The organism is Pseudomonas sp. BCRC 81390 (assembly GCF_030341915.1).
In the GTDB taxonomy this organism is placed as follows: domain Bacteria; phylum Pseudomonadota; class Gammaproteobacteria; order Pseudomonadales; family Pseudomonadaceae; genus Aquipseudomonas.
Window position 1 is genome coordinate 65564 of sequence record NZ_JATAAG010000083.1, and the last position, 18691, is coordinate 84254.

Genomic DNA, 18691 nt, shown 5'->3' on the forward strand with positions numbered 1-18691 from the left:
CAGGCCGGCCCTGGCGACTCAGTTTTCGGGCAGAACACCCCGGGCCCAGGGTCGGTAACGCAGGTCGAACACCGCCTCGGCATGGCAGCCGCCGCCTAACTGCGGTTCGGCGGGCTCGGCGCGGAACGCCTGCCCTGGTGCGCTCACCTGGCGGAACGCCTCGCGCACCACGCCTACCCGGCACGGCAAGGCCTGCTCATAGCCCTGGCGCACCAGTGCGGGCAAACGCCCGGTGCCGGTGCCGTCCTGCCACCACACGGTCAAGCCCAGGCCGGCCAGTTGATCCAGCCATGCGCCATTGACCCGGGGCGACAGTTTGCCCGCACTGAACGCACTGATGTGCAGCGGCTTGTCGAGCTGGCGGTTGAACGCCTGCAACTGGCCATATAGCGCATCGCGCCGCTCAGCGTCACGGAAATGCAGGTCGTCCAGCTCCATCGGCAGGTACCAGCCCGCCACCGGCAATTGCCAGCTCTGGCGCAGTTGCCGGTACTGGTTGAGCGAGCGCCCCAGCTGCGCCTTCCAGTAGCTGTTCAGGCCGTCGCCATCCAGCTCGTCGAGGCGCTGGTAATAGGCCGGGTCCAGGTACAGCCCGAGCACCAGCTGCAAGCCTTCGGCCTGGGCGCTGCGCAGGCTGTTGGCCAGCCAGCCGTGGGCACCGCCGAAATCGCTGTCGCCATAGGCGCTCCATTGCACGATCAGGGTCTTGCCGCCCTGGGCCACGGTGGCCCGCCATAGCTGCTGCCATTGGCTGGGGGGGACGCCGGCGTCGCGGTTGAGGGGCTGGTAGAACAGGCGCTGGTCGGCGCTGGCCGGCAGGCACAGGGCGAGCAGGCAGAGGGCCAGGAACGTACGCATCAGAACGTCATCTCCGCACCGACCAGCACGCCGTTGGCGCGCTGGTATAGATTGCCACCCAGCGACTGCTGGTATTCGGCACGCACTTTCAGCGAACCGCGATAGGCGTTGTAGCGGTCGTCGTCGAACCACCATTGCCAGCGCAGGCCGACCCCGGCCCGCGCGTCCTGGCGCCAGTCATTGCTCGGGTCCTGGCTGGAGAACTCGACGAAGCCGTACGGCATGAGGGTTTGCGGTGAACTGCCCGGCAGCTTCCAGGCGTGGCCCTGCTGGTAGCGCGACAGCCAGGCATGGTCACCGGCACGTGTCCACCAGGCGGCGTCGAGGTAGAGGAAACGCTCGTTCCAGTGGTCTTCATCGACCCGCCAGTCATTGCGCCAGGCGCCCTGGTCGAGGAACGAGGCGGTAGCGCGCAATAACAGGTCATTGCTCGATTCGGCGTGGTGACGCAGGTCGCCCCAGTTGCCGCCGACCTTGGCCGGGCTCAGCAACTGGCCCAGGCTCAGGCCGCTGTCGTGCGCTTCGTCGATCTGCCGCTGGTGGTACAGCTCGGCATACAGGTTGAGGTTGGCCTGGCCGAGCGGCTTGTAGCGCAGGCCGACGCCGGTGCCCATGCTTTGTGCGTAATCGGTCCGGCTTTGCCCGCCGAACAGCACCCGGCCATACACCGACAGGGTGCTGCCGTTGCGGCTGGGTTCTGCGCCCAGGGCATGGTCCCACATGGCCAGCTGCACGTTCTGTGATTGCGCCCGGCGTGAAGTGCCACTGCGCTGACCGTCGTCGAGGAACTTGTCGTTGGTCGAGGTCCCCGCCGGCGACCAGGTGCTGGCGAGGGTGATGGTGTCGCGCCGCGACAGGCTTTCATGGGCCCGGCGCTGGCGATACTTGCGCGCTTCCAGGCTGCCATATTCATCGCCGCCGTCGACCAGGTCCTGCTCCACATCCAGCACCCGGCGCAGCTGGCGACGTGCGGCGGCGCTGTCTTCGACTTCGTCGTAGCGCAGGGCCAGCGTCTCGCCCAGGCGGTAGTCCTCGGGGAAATCGCGGGTGGCGCGTTCCAGCAACGGGATTGACTGGCGGCGCTGGGCTTTGTCGGCCGAGCCGGCCAGGCGCATGCCGTAGTCGGCGCGATAGCGCGGCTGCTCCGGGGCCAGGCGCACGGCTTCGGCCAGCCAGGCAGTGGTTTGCGCGCTGTCGCCGGCCAGTTGGGCGGTGCTGGCGGCAGCGTAGTAATGCTCGGCGCGCGGGTCATGCGTCAGGGCCTGGCGCTGCAAGCCCAGCGCGGCTTGATAATCGCCTTGCTGTTGGGCGATGGCGGCACCCAGCGCCCAATCGTCGGCGCTGTGGTGCCTGGCGGCGTCCCAATAGCGCCGTGCCGCCTGCGGGTCGCCGGCGTTCAGCGCGCCACGGGCAGCGGTGAGGCGGGCGTTTTCGGTCCAGGCACTGTCTGGCAAGCTGCGCCAGATGGTCAGGGCAGCCCCGGAATCGCCTGCGGCCTCGAGGGCATAGGCCAGTGGCAGGCGACTGCCGCGGTCACCCAGGCGCTCGGCGGCCTGGTAGTAGACGACCGCTTCTCCGGGCTGGTCGGGCATGGCGCAGCGGCCCAGTGCGCGGTACTGGCCGGGCTCGCTGGGGGTGGCCGGTATGGCCTGGCGCACGGTGTCGCAGTGGCCGGCCTCGGCCAGGCGGCCGAGCAACTGGGCGCGGGTACTGGCATCGACCTGGGGAACCAGGCCAAGCATGCGCTGGGGCTGCAACGGGCCATCGTTGCGTGCATACAGGTTGCCCAGGCGCTGCAGCAGCGACGGGGCGAGACGGCCCTGGCGGCGGTCGTAGGCCTGCTCCAGCAATTGGCGGGCATGATCGGTTTGGCCTTGCTGCGTGAGCAGGAAGGTGGCTTGTTCCAGTGCGGCCAGGTCGCCGCTTTGCCGGTAGCGCATCTCCCATTCGGCGGCTGTGCGTGGTTGCGGTGGCTGGGGTGGGTCGCCGTACAGACGTTGCCTGAGCACGGCGTAGGCCCTTGGATCGGTGCTGGCATTGCAGCCCTTGAACTGCTCGCGCGCCAGCGCCGGGTCACGGCGCGACAGCCAGTCGACGGTTTCCAGGCAGGGGCGTTGCAGTTCGTTGCTCAGGCGTTGCACCAACGCGGCGTCCTGGCCTTGGCGAGCCAGTTCCCACAGCTGCTGGCGCTGCAGCGGCTGGTCCAGCTGCTCGGCCGGCAGCGCTTGCAGCCAACGCTGGGCCTGCTGGTTCTGGCCGACGGCGATGGCTCGGTTGGCCATGGCCAGGCGGGCCTGGTTGGCGGCTTCGGCGGATGGGGCGCTGGGCAGCAAGGCGTTCAAGCCGTTTTCGTCCAGCTGCTGGACATAGGCATTGGCCAGGCGCTGCCAGTCCTGGGCAGGCAGCTGGCGCTGGGCGGCCAGTGGCTGCAGCTGTTCGATGGTTTCCTTCCAGTCACGCAGCTGTTCGGCGAAGTTGGCCCTGGCCAGGCGCAGGACCTGGCCATCGTCCTGCGGCGGCAGATGATTGAGCCAATCCAGCGCCCGGGCGGCCCCGCCGGACTTGGCCAGGCTCAAGCCATAGGCCTGCCACAGACGGACACGCTGGGCACCCGCGCTGCTGGCCAGCCAGCGCTCCACCTCGCTGGCCGGGGGTGGGTCCTGCTCGATCCAGGTCAGGCGCAGTTCGAGCAAGGCGTCGGCATGCGCCGGGCTGTCGCCCAGCTGTTCGGCCAGCGCTTCGGCCTCCCGGTAGCGGCGTTGATGGGCCAGGGCCTCCACCAACAGCGAGCGGGCTTCGTCATTGTTCGGTACCCGAGCGAGCACATGACGGGTCAGGCGCTCGACCTCGGCCCAGTTGTCCTTCTTCGCCTCGCGGTAGCTGCGTTCCATGAATGGGTAGCTGGTGAACCGCTGGAAGTCGGTCATCGGCGTTGAGGCAGCGGTGGGCAGGGCGGCGGAGCACAGCAACAGGCCAGTGAAAGTGAGGGTAAAGCGCGGCTTCATGCCACCTCCCGGGTCAGGTCAAAGGCGGCCTGCTGTTCGCTGGCCTGTTCGCTCAGGGCCTGTTGCAGCACCTGCTCGGTGATGATGCCGCGGGTGATCAGGTATTCGCCGAGGCTTTGCTGTTCGGGGTTGAAATCGATCAGCGCCTGGTTGAACAGGGTGACCGGTACCATGCCGCGCACCTGCAGCAGGGCACCCAGCATCACCTGGTGCTGGCTGACCCGCTCCAGCAGCGCTTCGTCGTCCTGGTTGCGCTCCAGTACGGCCAGCATCTCGCGGGTTTCCGGCTTCTGCCAGGGGCTCGGGTAGTGATAGCGCAGGCCCAGGGTGACCCGGCCCTGTGGCGCCAGGCGGGCGCTGACCGGGCGTTTCAGTTGGCGGCTTATGACCCCCAGCGACACCTGGCTGACCGGGCTTTCGCTGGCCAGGATCAGCGTGTTGCCGTCTTCGTCCACCGGTAGCACGCCATAGTGGGTCGCCAGCTTGCGTGGCAGTTTGGCGATCAGTTGCGGGTCAAGCTTGAACGGGTTGAGCGGTGCCCAGGGCAGGTCGAGTTGTTCGGCCAATGTCGCTACCAGCTGTTCGCTGTCCAGCCAGCCGCGCAGCAGCAGCTCGCGGCCCAGTCGCCGGCGTACCGGGCTGGTGATCGCCTGTTGCAGCTGTTCATCGCTGATCAGGCCCTTGGCTACCAGGCGTTGGCCCAGCGGGGTGCGGGCCGGCGCGGCAATGGCAGGAAATTCGTGGGTGGTCTTGTCCCAGGCCACGCGCCGCGAGTCGCCCATTTCCATCACCTGGCGCAAGGCGCGCAAGTTGGCGAAGAAGTTGACGAAGTTGCTCCACATCATCCGCGGCGCCGACAGCAGACCCTCGCCGATACCATAGAAACGGGTGACGAACCAGGCGCGCTGGAACAGGCGGTTGACCAGCAGCAGTCCGTTCAGCCACAGCAAGGCGGCCAACAGCGGGCTGTCATCGAGGATGGACATGAAGCGCCATGACTCTGGCGCGATCACCGTGACCAGCCACATGGCCAGCAGCACCAGCAGCAACAGGTTGACCAGGAAGCTCAGCAGGTAGGCGAACAGCCCGCGGCGGTCACGCCAGAGGAAGTAGTTGAGGGCGCCCTTGCGGCTCCAGCCAAGGTTGCTGGTGCCCTGGAACACGATGCCGACGATCCACCGCGACTTCTGCCGAATGGCATGTTGCCAGTCGCGCGGGAAGTGCTCGCGGACGCAGATCACCTGCGAGAATTCGCGGCTCATGCCCGGGCGCCACTCCTGCTTCAAGGTCAGGCTCGGGTCAGTGATGGAGTAGCGGGCGAAAATGCACTTCATGCCCTTTTGCTTCAGGCGAAAGCCGATATCGTAGTCTTCGGTGAGGCTCTGCACGTCGAAGGCGATGCCGTCGCCATCCTCGAGCAGCGCGGCGATGGCGCGGCGGCTGAAACAGGTACCCACGCCGGCACTCGGTACCTGGCCGGTCAGGGCTTCGCGCACGATCACGTCCTTGCCATGATTCTCGGCAAACTCGTCGACATAGTGGCCAGCGGTGAAGCCTTTCCATTCCGGTGCATAGGGGTACACCGGGATCTGGATCATGTCCTTGTTCGGCAGCAGGTAGTTGAACAGGCGCAGTTCCATGGGCGAGATCACGTCTTCGGCGTCGTGCAGGATGAAACCGGCGAACTCGATGCCGGCATCCTGCTGGAAGCGCAGCAGGGCGTCGATGATGTTGTTCAGGCAGTCAGCCTTGCTGGTGGGGCCGGGGCGCGCGCAGACCACCTTGTGGACGTTGGGGTAGTGCAGGCACACCGCGTCGACATCGGCCTGGGTTTGCGGGTCATTGGGGTAGGTGCCGACGAAGATCTGGTAATTCTCGTAGTCGATGGTCGAGGCGGCAAGGCGCGCCATTTCTCCTACAACGCCCACTTCATTCCAGGCCGGGACCATGATGGCCAAGGGTTTTTCCGGTACTTCGAACAGGCGCTTCTCATCAGCCTTTTCGTATTTGTCATAGATACGAAAGCGCCGGATCAGCTTGCGGCCCCAGAAGCACAGGTCGATGAACAGGTCATCCAGGCCGAGCAGGAACATCAGCGAGGCCAGAACGATCGCGAGAATCTTCAGGCCGAACAGCACGTAGGTCAGAAAGTCGATGAATGCCAGGCTCATGTGCCGGCCACCGGCAGAAAGGCGTTAGCCATTGTCTTTAATCCTCGTTCGGGTCCTTGGACGAAGTTGTACGACATTCGGCCTTTGTACTGGATAGATACAAGCAGCCGAATCCAGGGTTGTCCAAATTTCAGGCTTTTTCTTACAAGCCACTTCTTGTAGTTTACAGGTCGTTTACCCAGGGAGCAGGAACATGCAAGGCAAGGCACGCAAGATCGTCCAGGCCATCCTCTACGAAGCCATCGCCGTCGCCTGCGTGGCGCCCGCGCTGGAACTGGCGTTCGGCGCCGGCATGGCACAGTCGACCGTGCTCTCGGTGCTGATGTCGGCCATCGCGATGAGCTGGAACATGGCCTACAACTGGGTGTTCGAGCGCTGGGAGGCGCGCCAGCGCCGGCGTGAGCGCACCTTCCTGCGGCGCCTGCTGCACGCCCTGGGCTTCGAAGGCGGGTTGGTGCTGATTCTGCTGCCGCTGGTGGCCTACTGGCTGGATGTCAGCCTGTGGGCGGCGCTGCTGACCAACCTGGCGTTGTTCGTGTTTTTCTTCGTCTATGCGTTTGTCTTCCAGTGGGGCTTCGACAAGGTATTCGATGTGCCGCTTTCGGCGCAGCAGGCCAAGTGTTGACTTCAAGCCGCACTAGCGGCTAAGTTTCTACCCCATGAGAACTTTCCCGCACGCCCACGCCATTATTATTACCGCCATTATCAGCTTGGCGGGCTAGCGCGTACGTGCACCGAACCCGCCCTGGAGGCGGGTTTCTTCTCTCTGACTCCTGGGCAATGTGAATAAAAGCCAAGGAGTTGCCATCGATGACCAGCCTCAACGTCAGCCCTCGTACCTCGTCCAGTGTGCAGCAACTGCTGTCGGAGCAGGTGCGCCGTATCTTGTCCGCGCCCGTGTACGACCTGGCCATCGAGACGCCTTTGCAGGCCGCCCCTGCGTTGTCGGCGAGCCTTGGCAACCAGGTGCTGCTCAAGCGTGAAGACCTGCAACCGACCTTCTCGTTCAAGATCCGCGGTGCCTACACGCGTCTTTCGCGTCTGAGCCCAGTACAGCGCGAACGCGGGGTGATCACCGCGTCGGCGGGCAACCATGCGCAGGGTGTAGCCCTGGCGGCCGCGCACCTGGGCCTGAAGGCTACCATCGTCATGCCTACCACCACACCGTCACTGAAGGTGGAAGGGGTGCGTTCGCGCGGCGGGCATGTGGTGCTGCACGGTGAGAGCTTCCCACATGCCCTGGCCCATGCGCTGAAACTGGCAGACAACGAGGGCGCCACCTTCGTGCCGCCGTTCGATGACCCGGATGTGATTGCCGGGCAAGGCACCGTGGCCATGGAAATCCTCCGCCAGCACCCGGGTGCGCTGGACGCGATCTTCGTCCCGGTTGGCGGTGGCGGGCTGATCGCTGGCATTGCCGCCTATGTGAAGTACCTGCGCCCGGAAGTGCAGGTGATTGGCGTCGAGCCGGAAGATTCCAACTGCCTGCAGGCCGCCATGGCCGCTGGCGAACGGGTGGTCCTGCCGCAGGTCGGCAGCTTCGCCGACGGGGTGGCGGTGGCGCAGGTGGGAGCCCATTGCTTCGAGCTGTGCCGGCATTTCGTCGATGAGGTCCTGACCGTGAGCAGCGATGAGCTGTGCGCGGCGATCAAGGACATCTACGACGACACCCGTTCCATCACCGAACCATCCGGAGCCCTGGCGGTGGCCGGAATCAAGAAGTACGTGGCGCGCCATGGCGTGCAGGGGCAGACCCTGGTGGCGGTAGACTCCGGGGCCAACGTCAATTTTGACCGCCTGCGCCATGTGGCCGAGCGCGCCGAGCTGGGTGAACAGCGCGAGGCGATCATCGCGGTGACCATTCCCGAGCAGCCCGGTAGCTTCCGGGCCTTCTGCCAGGCGCTGGGCAAGCGGCAGATCACTGAGTTCAACTACCGCTACTATCCTGGCAAGGAGGCGCGCCTGTTCGTGGGGGTACAGACCCACCCGCTGCACGACCCGCGCGAACGATTGCTGGCCAGCTTGCGCGAGCAGGGCTACAGCGTACTGGACCTGACCGACAACGAACTGGCCAAGCTGCATGTGCGCCATACCGTGGGTGGCCACGCCGCACCGGGTGCTGACGAGCGGGTGCTGCGCTTCGAGTTCCCGGAGCGCCCGGGGGCCTTGCTGGGCTTCCTGGAGCGATTGGGCAAGCAGTGGAACATCAGCCTGTTCCACTACCGCAACCATGGGGCGGCGGAGGCACGGGTATTCGCGGCGCTGGAAGTGCCGAGTGAGGAACTGGCAGGCCTGCCGCTGGCACTGGATGAGATGGGGTACCGCTATTGGGACGAGACCGACAACCCGGCGTACCAGCTGTTTCTTGGCTGACCAGGTAAAGGCCGGGGCCTGCACCGCGTTGCCTGTTTCGCGGATAAATCCGCTCCTACCCACGGTTTTGACTCGACGCTGCACCTGTAGGAGCGGCTTCAGCCGCGATCTCCGGCAAAGCCGGTGCCATCCACCGCGTCAAGGCCCGCACAAGGTTCCATGGTGGACGGAAAATGTCGTTCAACGCTCTCGCATGAAGAACCCCGCAACGTATTTGCGGAAGGTTTCCGGGCTCTTGAAGTCAGCGTAGCGCTTGAAGTTGTCGGTATCCGGCTCGGGTCCGATCGGCTGCTCCAGCAGCGATACCGACAGCACCCGGTCCTGGTCGGAGGTCAGTACCAGTTCATCCATCACTTCGCCGCCGACCACCGGGCGGCGCATCTGCACTTTCACGCCCTTGCTGGCCATCCAGTCGATCAGTGACACCAGGGCCTTGAGCGGTTCGCGCTCTTCAGCGCGATAGACCGGGAACAGGTGTGCGCGCGAAAGTACCGGTACGCTGGCCACATGGATCAGTTCGTAGAAATGGCTGCCAGCGCTGGTTGGCGAATACAGCGCCAGGGCCAGCAACGGCCCTGCGGTGCGGTTGCCGCCCCAGTACAGGTGATGCCCCTGGAAATCAAAACCGTCTGCATTGCCGTGATTGAACAGCTTGCGCCCTTTGACCTGGTCCACGCAGTCCAGTAGCAGGCCGTGGCGGCGATGGTTGCCGAACACCGTGGCTTCGCGCAGGCGGGCCTTGAGCATCATCATGTGCTTCATGTCCAGGCGGGTTTCCAGGTAGTTGCTGGCCGGCACGCGCTCCAGCAGCGGGTAGCGGCTGGCCACGCTGCGCAATTCGGCAAACTGCCCGGTCAGGTCCTTTTTCAGGTGAGTGGCATACAGGTTGAGGCCGCTGGTTTCGATCCAGGTCAGTAACAGCGCCAGCAGGCGCTGCTGTTCGCGCCGCTCATGGTTGTCGCCGATGGCACCTGGAGCGCTGCCACTGCGGAAATCGCCGATCAGGCGCAAGGGCGTATCCGGAGGTAGCCAGGCCGCAGGCGGCGTGGGCTGGCTTTCGCGCTCGGCAGCTTCCCGCTCCTCCTTGGTGAACGGGCAGCCGGGCGCGTGCTCGGCTGTACCCGGGTTGTTTTTGAGAAACAGTGTGCCAGTGTTGCCATTGAGGGTGACATTGAGCACCGGCAAGGCATCGCTGCGGCAGTCGCAGGCCAGCCACTGGTTGGCGCTGCGCACTTTCATCAGCATCTGGTTGGCTTGCAGCAGGCGCGGGCCGACGAGGGTGCCGCTGGCAAAGCCGACCAGCAGCTCCTCTTCCGCGGGGGTCAGGCTGCGCACCTGTGCGGCGGTTTTGTCGATGATTCGCATGAAGCGGCTCCAGGCTACGAGCGCCAAGCTTCAGGCAAAGTCGCGACGCTTTCAACCTGCCGCTCAGTTGCCGCCGAACAGCTTCGCGGCGCGGGTGCGAATTTCGTCAGGGGTCAGGTCCTCCTTGTGGGTGGAGACGAACCAGATATTACCGAACGGGTCTTTGAGGGTGCCGCTGCGGTCGCCGTAGAACTGGTCCGTCACTGCGTTCAGCTGGGTGGCGCCGGCTGCCAGGGCCTGGGCGTAGACCTTGTCGCTGTCCTCGACATACAGGTGCAAGCCGACGCCTGCGCCGCCGAGCTTCTGGCTGGCGGTAAGGCCGCCTTCCATGTCGCAGGGGTCGCCAAGCATCAGTGACGAGTCACCGATCTTCAGTTCGGCATGGCCAACGCGGCCACCCGGGGCGTCGAGGCGGAACATCTCGACGGCACCGAAGGCCTTCTTGTAGAACTCGATGGCCTTGGCGGCATCATTGATGGCCAGGTACGGGGTGATGCTGTGCTGGCCTTCAGGAATGGGTCTGGCTGCCATGTTCGACTCTCCTTTGCAATTGGGCGCCGGCGGGCGCCCTGTTGCTTAGAGTCGTTTGTGCAGATGGAAAATCGACCATCCTGGTAGATCGTTTGTCTATAAGCGCGCTGCTCAGAAGATGTAGTCGGTCGTCAGGAAACTCGACTGCCGGTTGCGGATGATCTCGCTGATAAGCTCCTTGTTGGCTGCCTGGAAGCGCGTTGCCACCAGCGTGCGGATCGAGAACACACGCAGGGCGTCATGCACCGACAGGGTACCTTCGGCGCTGTTCTTGCGGCCGTTGAACGGGTAGGTGTCAGGGCCGCGCTGGCATTGCGCGTTGATGTTGATACGGCCGACCTGGTTGGCGAAGGTGTCGACCAGGCTGCCGATGGTTGCCGGGTCGTTGCCGAACAGGCTCAGTTGCTGGCCGTAGTCGGAGTCGAGGACATAGTCGACCACCGTCTGCAGGTCGCGGTAGGGCACCACCGGCACCAGCGGGCCGAATTGCTCCTCGTGGTATACGCGCATGTCGGGCTTTACCGGGTACAGCACGGCCGGGTAGAAGAACGAGCCGCGGCTGTGCCCGCCACCTTCGTTGAGTACCCGTGCGCCCTTGGCCTTGGCATCGGCCACCAGGCCGTCGAGGTAATCGACCTTGCCGGGCTCTGGCAGTGGCGTCAACGCTACGCCAGGCTCCCAGGGCATGCCGGGCTTCAGTGCGGCCAGCTTGCGCTGGAATTTGTCGAGGAACGCCTCGACCACGTCCTCGTGGACGAACAGGATCTTCAGCGCCGTGCAGCGCTGGCCATTGAACGACAGCGCACCAGTGACGGCTTCCTCGACGGCGTTGTCCAGGTCGACCTGCGGCAGGACGATGCCCGGGTTCTTGGCATCCAGCCCCAGCGCAGCGCGCAGACGGTGTGGGCGTGGGTGGAGTTTCTTCAGGTCGCTGGCAGCTTTGTGCGTGCCAATGAAGGCGAACACATCGACCTTGCCGCTGGCCATCAGCGCGCTGACCGTCTCCCGGCCCCGGCCATAGATGACGTTGATCACGCCTGGCGGGAAGCTGTCGCGGAACGCTTCGAGCAGCGGGCGGATCAGCAGCACACCGAACTTGGCCGGTTTGAACACCACGGTGTTGCCCATGATCAGCGCCGGGATCAAGGTGGTGAAGGTTTCGTTGAGCGGGTAGTTGTAAGGCCCCATGCACAGGGCCACGCCCAGCGGCGCGCGGCGGATCTGCCCGAGTGTGCCCTGTTCCAGCTCGAAGCGACTGGAGCGGCGGTCGAGGTCCTTGAGCGCATTGATGGTGTCGACGATGTAGTCGCAGGTACGGTCGAACTCCTTTTCCGAGTCCTTGAGGTTCTTGCCGATCTCCCACATCAGCAGCTTGACCACTGCCTGGCGCTGCTCACGCATGCGCGCCAGGAAGCTTTCCACATGCTGGATGCGCTCGGCCACGCGCAGGGTCGGCCAGGCGCCACGGCCTTTGTCATAGGCCTGCACGGCGGCATCGAGGGCGGTGAGCGCGGTGTCGGCATCGAGCAGCGGAGCGCTACCCAGCACCACTTGCTGCTCTTCACTGCCTTGCTTGAGCCACACAGGGCTGCGCACCGTGGCCAGGGGGCCGTCCCAGCGCCTGAGCTCGCCGTTCACCAGGTATTCGCGTTGTTCCAGGGGAGCCCCCAGGCGCCAGGTTTCCGGGATGTTTTCGGCATTGGGGAAAAGTGAATCGAGCAGACGGTCCATGGGTACTGCACCTCACATTGCTGGGCGGGTTTAGAGCCGGGTGAAACGCTTCAGCTGCGAGCATGCACCGGCTGCCGGAAAAACACCAGTCTGGCCCAACCTGGCCGCAAGTGCCTGCCTGTTGCTCAGGCAGGCACCCGGGCCATGTCAAAGCGGCAGGTTGAACAGGTCGTACGTCGGGTGCGTCAACCATTGCTGGCGCAGGGCGGGGGCTGCGTCGAGCAGGGCCAGGCGTCGCCAGAACTCTGCACGGGCCTGGCGCGGGTGCGACAGGAACGGTTCACGTTCAAGCAAGGGCCTGAGATCGCGGCGGTACTGCAGCGGTAATCGCTGCCACAGCGCCGATTCGGCCGGGCCGGTCTGCTCGAAGAACTCCAGGTAGTCACCTTCGCACACCAGTAGGTCCACCTGGTGCATGGCGTTGTAGGTTTCGATCTGGGCAAGTACCGGAGCACCCAGCCAGTCGCTTTCCAGGCGCAAGGCGTCTGCGACTGGCCGGGGCACGTTGAAACCTTCTGGCAGCCGCAGCAGCTGATTGTCGCTAATGTCGAGAATGATCGGCTCGGTTACCAGCTCCAGGCCTTGGGGCAATTCGCTGAGCGCACAGTTGTTCAGGAACAGCGTTTTCAGCAAGGCCAGCCCACGCAGGTCCGGGGCGTGTAGCAAGGGGTTGCCCGACAGGTCGAGGACCGCAAGGCCCAAGCAGCTGTCCAGCGCTTGCTGGGCCTGGGCGTCCCAGGTGATGCGGTTGCCTTCCATATCCAACCAGCTGAGTTGGGCAGGGTCGCCCAGGCGGGGCAATGTGTCGAACCGGCAATCGGTCAGCAGCAGGCGCTTGAGGTTGGGAAAGCGTTGGTAGAATCTGGCCGGCAACTGGCTGAGGGAACGGTTGTCGCTCAATGACAGGTGCTCCACATGGGCGAAGTCATCGGGCAAGGGCAGGCTGGCCAGGGCCTGGTTGTCCAGCTCCAGGCCGGACAGGTCCAGGCTGTACAGGCGGCCACCGCCTTCCAGCGCTACGCTCGACAGCCGCTGCCAGGCGTTGAGAACCGGGCGGATGGCCCGGTGTCGCTGGTGGGCGCGCTGCGGGTCGGGCCGGGCCCATTCCTGCAGGTCGCGACGCAGGGTGTCCAGACGCTGCTGCAGGTCGCGCAGCCGCTGTGTGGGGGAGCGAAGGTCATCGAGGTACGGGTTGTCTTCGTCGTTGCCGAGCCAGGCTTCGAATTCCTGGTCGGTGGCGTCGGGGTACAGGCGGCGATAGGCCCCGATCAGCGAGCCTGCCAGGCGTGGCTGATGCGGTTCGGGGGCAAGTGGCCGGCCGCCGTACAAGCCACCCTTGGGCCTGCGCAGCAACGCCCGGTGCCCCCACAAGCGCTGCGCCAGTGTCGCCCTGTGCTGTTCGGCCCAAGCCAGCACCCGCTGGCGTAGCGTGCTGCCATCGTCGGTGGGGAAACCCAGCGTCCGGCGTTGCGAGCGCGGCAGGGCCTGTTCTACCGCGCGGCACAGGTCTGGGTCGCGCGCAGCAGCCGCTGGGTGCTCGCCCAGGTTGGCCTCATAACCGTCGGCTGTCTTGATCACCCGGCACAGGGTGGGGGCTTGGTCGCTGCCGACCTGATCCAGGAGAGGGCCTGTTGGGCTGGCGCCACGCAACTCCAGGCGCAGCTGCTCAGGCCAGCCGGGCATCGCATCCAGTGCGCTGAACAGCAGGCGCTCGCTGTCGCTGCTGGCGTGGGCCGGCTGCAGCACGCCTTCCAGCGCGCGTACCAGCGGCAGCTCGCTGTGCACCTGCTCCAGAGTCTGGCGAACCCGCGCAGGTAGCTGGCTGCTCTGTTGCCAGGCGAGCATTTCGGCTTCGTCCAGCGGTGCCAGCAGGCGCCTGGCCAGGGCAGGGGAAAGCCGCGGGTAGGCGTCGAGCAGTTTCTGCGTTGACGGGATGGGCGGGGTGCTGCCGTTGTAAAGCAGCTCGAACAGGCCCGGCGGGGCGTTGTCCGCCAAAGCGGCGACTTCGGCCTGTGCCGCCATGCGTTGCAGGGTATCGAGCAACAGCGGGGGCGTGGGCAAGCCTTCCAGGTGCACACGGCGCAAGAGCGCGGCGTCGATGCCGCAAAGCCGCCCAGCCTGCGTCAACTGGCCCGGGGTGAAGGCGGCGTAGGCCTCGCCAAGACGGCGCGCCAGCTTCGCGAATGGCCACTGGCCGGGTTGTTCATGCTGGCCGCGCCAGGCACCTTCGGTGTTGTGCGTCAGTGGTGGCTGCCAGGCGTCCGGCGTCTGCGGGTGAACGACCCGCCATTGCTGCAAGTCGTTGTCGAACCGTTGTTCGAAGAGATGGCCATCCATACGGATGAAATGGCGACCCTCGTAGCGATATTGGCCAAGTGGATTGGGCCGCAGGTTTTCCGGCAGCAGCACGGCACTGCGGTAGGGGGTGAGGTCTTCATTCCAGAGCCGGTAGCGTCCATCGCTGCCGCGTACCTGCTGGAGGCTTTCCATCAATGGGCTGTTGAACAGCTTGGGTACGCCCTTGGCCACTGCCGCGAAGCCGCCGAGCAGGGCCAGGTTCAGCCCGACCGCCTCCAGGTGGCGCAGTGCCAGGTGGCGGTCGCCTTCCTGCCAGGCCTCGTAGCCCTCGAAGGCTTCGCCAAGCAGTTGGCAGGCCGTAACGGCCAGCATCAGGGTACCGACTGACGGAATGAAGAACCCGGCAATGTTCAGTACATCCAGGCCAAGGCTTGCCCATTCCTCCAGGCGTCTGGCCCGCGCGTTGGCATCGGCTGCGGCGGTCGGCACCGCCAGCAGGCTGGCTTCGTGCTTGAGGCGGGCCAGGTGCAGGTCCTGGCAGTGGCCGAAAGGCTCGGCCGCCAAGGCCAGGCGTGTGGGGCGCAGGTCTGCGTGCGCGGCCCGCTGCCAGGTGCGGTCGAAGGCTGTGTTGCCGGCAGCGTCGAGGTTCTGCTGCAGCAGGTCGAGAAAGTGCGCGCGCTGGTCCTGGCTGATGTAGGCCGTGAAAGCCTGGCGGGCATCGGCTTCCAGCAGCAAGGTCGCCAGTGCCTCGTGCACCGCGTCCAGGTTGTGGCATTGCCGCAGTGCCGGGTCATGGCCGGGCAGGTACAGCGCCAGCCCCGCGCGGCCTGCGTCGATCAACATGACGTCGTGCAGGGTGGTGCCGAACAGCGCCAGCTGCCAGCACTTCACCTCGCCGCCCTGCAACAGCCGCTCGACCTGATCACGCGTGCTGCCATCGACCAGATGCCGCAGGTAGGCAAGGTCGGCGGCCAGGCGCAAGCGGTTCTTTTGCACCTGGATGGCCAGCGCGCGCGTAGCGGGCCGGGCGAAGCAGTGTTCCAGGTGGGCCTGGTACGCACCGCCCAGGTCCAGTTCACGGCACAGTGTGGCGAAGGCGGCGGGTACCAGCGGCAGGCGCTCCACCCGGTAGCGCTCGGACTGTAGCGGAAAGCGGGCCGCGGGTACCTGCATGCCCAATGTTACCGAACCTTGCACTTCAACCGTCGTTACCTGGATGTTGCCGCTCAGGGCAATGGCACTCTCGGGGGTGAACGCCTCGTCGTCGGCGAAGTTCTGCAGGGCGGCCTGGAGCAGGTTATGGCGCTGATGATGATAGAGATAGCGCAGGCCAACCCAATGCCAGCTGCGCTCGACCCGCAGTAGCTCGGCGGTGCGCGGGGGGGCGTGAATGCCTTGTTCGGCCAGGCGGTCCTGGAGCAAGGGTTCAGCGAATTCAGTGATCTGTTTCAAGCCTTTCAGTGAGTGGGCCAGGGCCGCTTGCGCTCGCAGCAGGCGCGTGCTGCTGGCGTGCACGGCCTGGCGCAGGTCTGGGGGAGAATTGGCGAACCAGTCCTGTGCCTGCCACGGGGAGACCTGGGTCAGTTGTAACGCGGCCCACTGCTCGGCTGTCGCCTGGTGGGCCCAGCGCGGCAGTTGCGCTTCGAGCATGGATTGATGGGGGTTGCTGGCGCGCATGACGATGCTCCTTCTAGGCAAAGAAGGCATCAAACGTTATTTCTCGATTGCTAGGTGGTAGCGGAATAACGCGTGAGCGGCAGGTATCCAGGAGCGATCACCGCGGCAGGAAATTTGGCGCCATGAACTGTTGCAGGCGCGTGGACAGGTGTCAGGAAATGCAATCGGGTGCTGCTTGCGAAACGGTTTATGCGCACCTTAAATTGAATCGATAGCCGGCTTTGTGAATAAAGCGCGCGTATCCGGTAACAACAATTGTTCTTTTCCGATGGACCAAGTGCACTTCAAAGGACGTCGAACAAAAAATGAAAGCGACCTTGACGGCATTGGCGCGAAAACACCTGTCGCCCTCGATACGCTACAAAATGAGACACTTGGCCAGCCAAGTGCGTGAAGTGCTGGCGCGTGCCTGTTTCTGGCGCTGGGAAGTCGCCAGGTTCCGCCTGCAGCAGGAAAGCCCGTACGAAATTGTCTATGTCGGCCGCAAGCAGCAAAGGGAGATGGCCAAGCTGCTGATCGCCGGCAAGGGCCAGGGCAGTGCCGGCATCGTTGACAGTACAAGCGCGACGACGCCGGCCAGTCATGTGGTGGTGGTCAGCGAAATGCCCACCGCAGGGGCATTGTCAGTACCGCACTACCTGAGCGCAGTGGTGCCGCTGGGCCGTGCACTGGAGGACATCACGGCGCGTTACGACAGCGAACTCAGGCGGAGCATTCGCAAGCATCGCCCGCGATACCGCATGCGCCAGGCCTTGACGGACGAGGAGATCGCCATGGCCGACCGTGATCTTCTGCGCCCGTATGCCAGCGCCAGGCAGGGTATTCATGCGGCACAGTTCCCCACGGCGGAAGTATTTCGTATCGCCAAAAGCGTCGGCCGGCTCGATCTGATCACCTGCGGTGACGAGGTGATTGGTTGCCATCTGGGCTGCGAAGTAGTGCGTGCTGGCAAACGTTACTGGAGCACATTGCGTTTCGGTTACTGCCAGGCGGTGTTCTCCGACGCGCGCACGTTGCGCGAGGTGAACTCCATCACCACGTTCATGGCACTGGAGTGGGCACTGCAGCAGGGGTTTGATTACTACGACATCGGCCTTTGCCTGGCGCGCCCGGATGACGGTTTGCTGAAATGGAAGCGCCGTCGCGGCGGCGATATCGATTCGCTGGGCAACCATGCCTATCTGTTTGTCCGCTTGCCCAGGACCGGCACGGCGAAGTTCCTCTGGGACACACCGATGTTTGCGGTGGAAGGTGACAAGCTCACCTTGCACCTGGGGTTGCCCGACGGCCCGAGTGACGAGGAAGTGGCAAGCCGCTATCAGGAAATGGTGTTTGGCGGCGTGCACAAGATCTATCTCTATGGCAGTAACGGCGCGGGCGAATCATTCCTGGAAATCTTGCGCAATCGTTACGCCGTTCTGCAGTCACCGCCTACCCTGGAGCGGGTCATGTGCAGCTGAAAGCTGCCGAGGCTGCGGTGAGCGGCCGCGCCGTGCCAGGCTTATGGCTTCGTCACCAAGGGAGGACGCTTCATGGAGAGCGACATCTCGCAGTTCAGTGCATCGCCGCTCGCCCGGCAACACACCTGGACCCTGGCTGCCTACCGCTACATGCTGCGTAAACGGCTGGGCAGGCGCAGCAACATCGACCTCAGGAGCGTGGCGGCCAAGAGCTGGGAGATCGCTCCTGGTGAGCTTACGGTCTCTCCATCGGCCTTCTACCTGCCAGGCCAGCTGGAGCGGGTGACCGGCTGGGAGGGCAAGCGCTTTTATCCGTACGTGCATCCGGGGCCGACCATGCAGGGCGGCATCAGCCTGCAGCAAGCGCCTACCCGCGGTTACCTGATCAAGGATGTGTGGCTGGTCGAAGGGGCATTATACAAGGGCCGGGCCAGCCACTGGTTGTCGCTGAAGCCAAGCACCTTTCCGACCATCAGCGTGGACCACGAAGTCGATCGCGCGGCGATCTACTGCACGCAGAACGGCAATACCTGGTTCGGCAACTGGCTGACCGAAGACTGCCCGACCTATGCACTGGCCTGTAACGAGGGCGTACCGGTGACCACCGCGCCTTCGGCGAGGTTCCCGTTGTATACCCAGGCACCGGCCTATGAAGACTGGCTGGAGATGAAACCGCTGCGCCTGCGCAGCGCATTCTTGCGTGAACTGGTCCTATTCGAAGACCAGGCCAACAACCGCAATCGAAGTGCCCGCTACCGGGCCATAGGCGACAAATTGCTGGCGCACGTGGCGCATGCCCCGCACCCTGGGGTGTTCCTGTTGCGCGGGGGGGATGGCGACTTGCGCCTGTTGCGCAATGAGCTGGCGTTGGCCGAGCACTTGCGGGCCAGTCGCGGCTTCCGCATCGTCAATCCGCTGAAGTGCGATGTACCCGGTATCGTGGCGGCTTGCGCCGGGGCGAGGGTGGTGATGGGGGTGGAGGGTAGCCAGCTGGTGCATGGCGTGAACGTACTGCAACCCGGCGGTTGTCTGCTGACTTTGCAGCCGCCGAACCGGTTCGTCAGCTACTACAAATACCTGACGGACCGTGACGGCCAGCATTTCGGCTTTGTGGTCGGGACCCCGGAAGGCGATGGTTTCACCATCGATATCGGCGAAGTGGAACGGACGCTCGACCTGTTCCCCCGGCAAAGTGTGTAGTATCCGGATGCATGACAGCGGC

The 18691-nt window shown here is 64.7% G+C and carries 11 protein-coding genes; 4 read left to right on the top strand and 7 right to left on the bottom strand.

Features of this window, described 5'->3' with window-relative positions; all coding sequences use genetic code 11:
- Positions 1-18: 18 nt before the first annotated feature.
- From QSV36_RS23490 to nfrB, 3 genes are read right to left on the bottom strand one after another with little or no spacing between them, the layout of a single operon-like run.
- Positions 19-858, bottom strand: a complete 840-nt coding sequence (locus QSV36_RS23490; RefSeq protein ID WP_289134995.1) for a DUF4434 family protein — start codon at positions 856-858, stop codon at positions 19-21.
- Complete coding sequence (locus QSV36_RS23495) at positions 858-3863, bottom strand: phage receptor (RefSeq protein WP_289134998.1); 3006 nt, start codon at positions 3861-3863, stop codon at positions 858-860. Before QSV36_RS23495 ends, QSV36_RS23490 begins: the two co-directional genes overlap by 1 nt.
- The gene (gene nfrB, locus QSV36_RS23500) at positions 3860-6034 is read right to left on the bottom strand and encodes a cyclic di-3',5'-guanylate-activated glycosyltransferase NfrB (protein ID WP_289135001.1); all 2175 of its coding nucleotides are present in this window, start codon (positions 6032-6034) and stop codon (positions 3860-3862) included. Before nfrB ends, QSV36_RS23495 begins: the two co-directional genes overlap by 4 nt.
- Before the next feature lie 193 nt (positions 6035-6227).
- Here nfrB and QSV36_RS23505 point away from each other — a divergent pair, with 193 nt between their 5' ends.
- Both QSV36_RS23505 and ilvA read left to right on the top strand, forming a co-directional pair.
- Positions 6228-6659 carry a PACE efflux transporter gene (locus QSV36_RS23505; RefSeq protein WP_225777614.1) on the top strand — a complete coding sequence of 144 codons (432 nt, stop codon included), beginning with the start codon at positions 6228-6230 and terminating at the stop codon, positions 6657-6659.
- Positions 6660-6844: 185 nt separating this feature from the next.
- The gene (ilvA, locus tag QSV36_RS23510; protein WP_289135003.1) at positions 6845-8407 is read left to right on the top strand and encodes a threonine ammonia-lyase, biosynthetic; all 1563 of its coding nucleotides are present in this window, start codon (positions 6845-6847) and stop codon (positions 8405-8407) included.
- 180 nt (positions 8408-8587) lie between these two features.
- On the opposite strand, the gene QSV36_RS23515 is transcribed toward ilvA, so the two are convergent.
- From QSV36_RS23515 to QSV36_RS23530, 4 genes are all read right to left on the bottom strand, one after another.
- Entirely contained in the window at positions 8588-9772 is a 1185-nt protein-coding gene (locus QSV36_RS23515; protein ID WP_289135006.1) for a DUF8534 domain-containing protein, read from the bottom strand.
- Positions 9773-9835: 63 nt separating this feature from the next.
- Positions 9836-10303 carry a VOC family protein gene (locus tag QSV36_RS23520; protein WP_289135009.1) on the bottom strand — a complete coding sequence of 156 codons (468 nt, stop codon included), beginning with the start codon at positions 10301-10303 and terminating at the stop codon, positions 9836-9838.
- Positions 10304-10414: 111 nt separating this feature from the next.
- The gene (locus tag QSV36_RS23525; RefSeq protein WP_289135012.1) at positions 10415-12034 is read right to left on the bottom strand and encodes an NADP-dependent glyceraldehyde-3-phosphate dehydrogenase; all 1620 of its coding nucleotides are present in this window, start codon (positions 12032-12034) and stop codon (positions 10415-10417) included.
- Between the two features lie 147 nt (positions 12035-12181).
- Positions 12182-16009 carry a dermonecrotic toxin domain-containing protein gene (locus QSV36_RS23530; protein ID WP_289135013.1) on the bottom strand — a complete coding sequence of 1276 codons (3828 nt, stop codon included), beginning with the start codon at positions 16007-16009 and terminating at the stop codon, positions 12182-12184.
- Positions 16010-16314: 305 nt separating this feature from the next.
- Here QSV36_RS23530 and QSV36_RS23535 point away from each other — a divergent pair, with 305 nt between their 5' ends.
- Both QSV36_RS23535 and QSV36_RS23540 read left to right on the top strand, forming a co-directional pair.
- Positions 16315-17469, top strand: coding sequence for a GNAT family N-acetyltransferase (locus tag QSV36_RS23535; protein WP_289135015.1), 1155 nt, complete (start codon positions 16315-16317; stop codon positions 17467-17469).
- Between the two features lie 72 nt (positions 17470-17541).
- Positions 17542-18669 (top strand): glycosyltransferase family 61 protein, encoded by a 1128-nt coding sequence (locus QSV36_RS23540; protein ID WP_289135017.1) that lies wholly within the window; start codon positions 17542-17544, stop codon positions 18667-18669.
- The last annotated feature ends 22 nt before the right edge of the window (positions 18670-18691 follow it).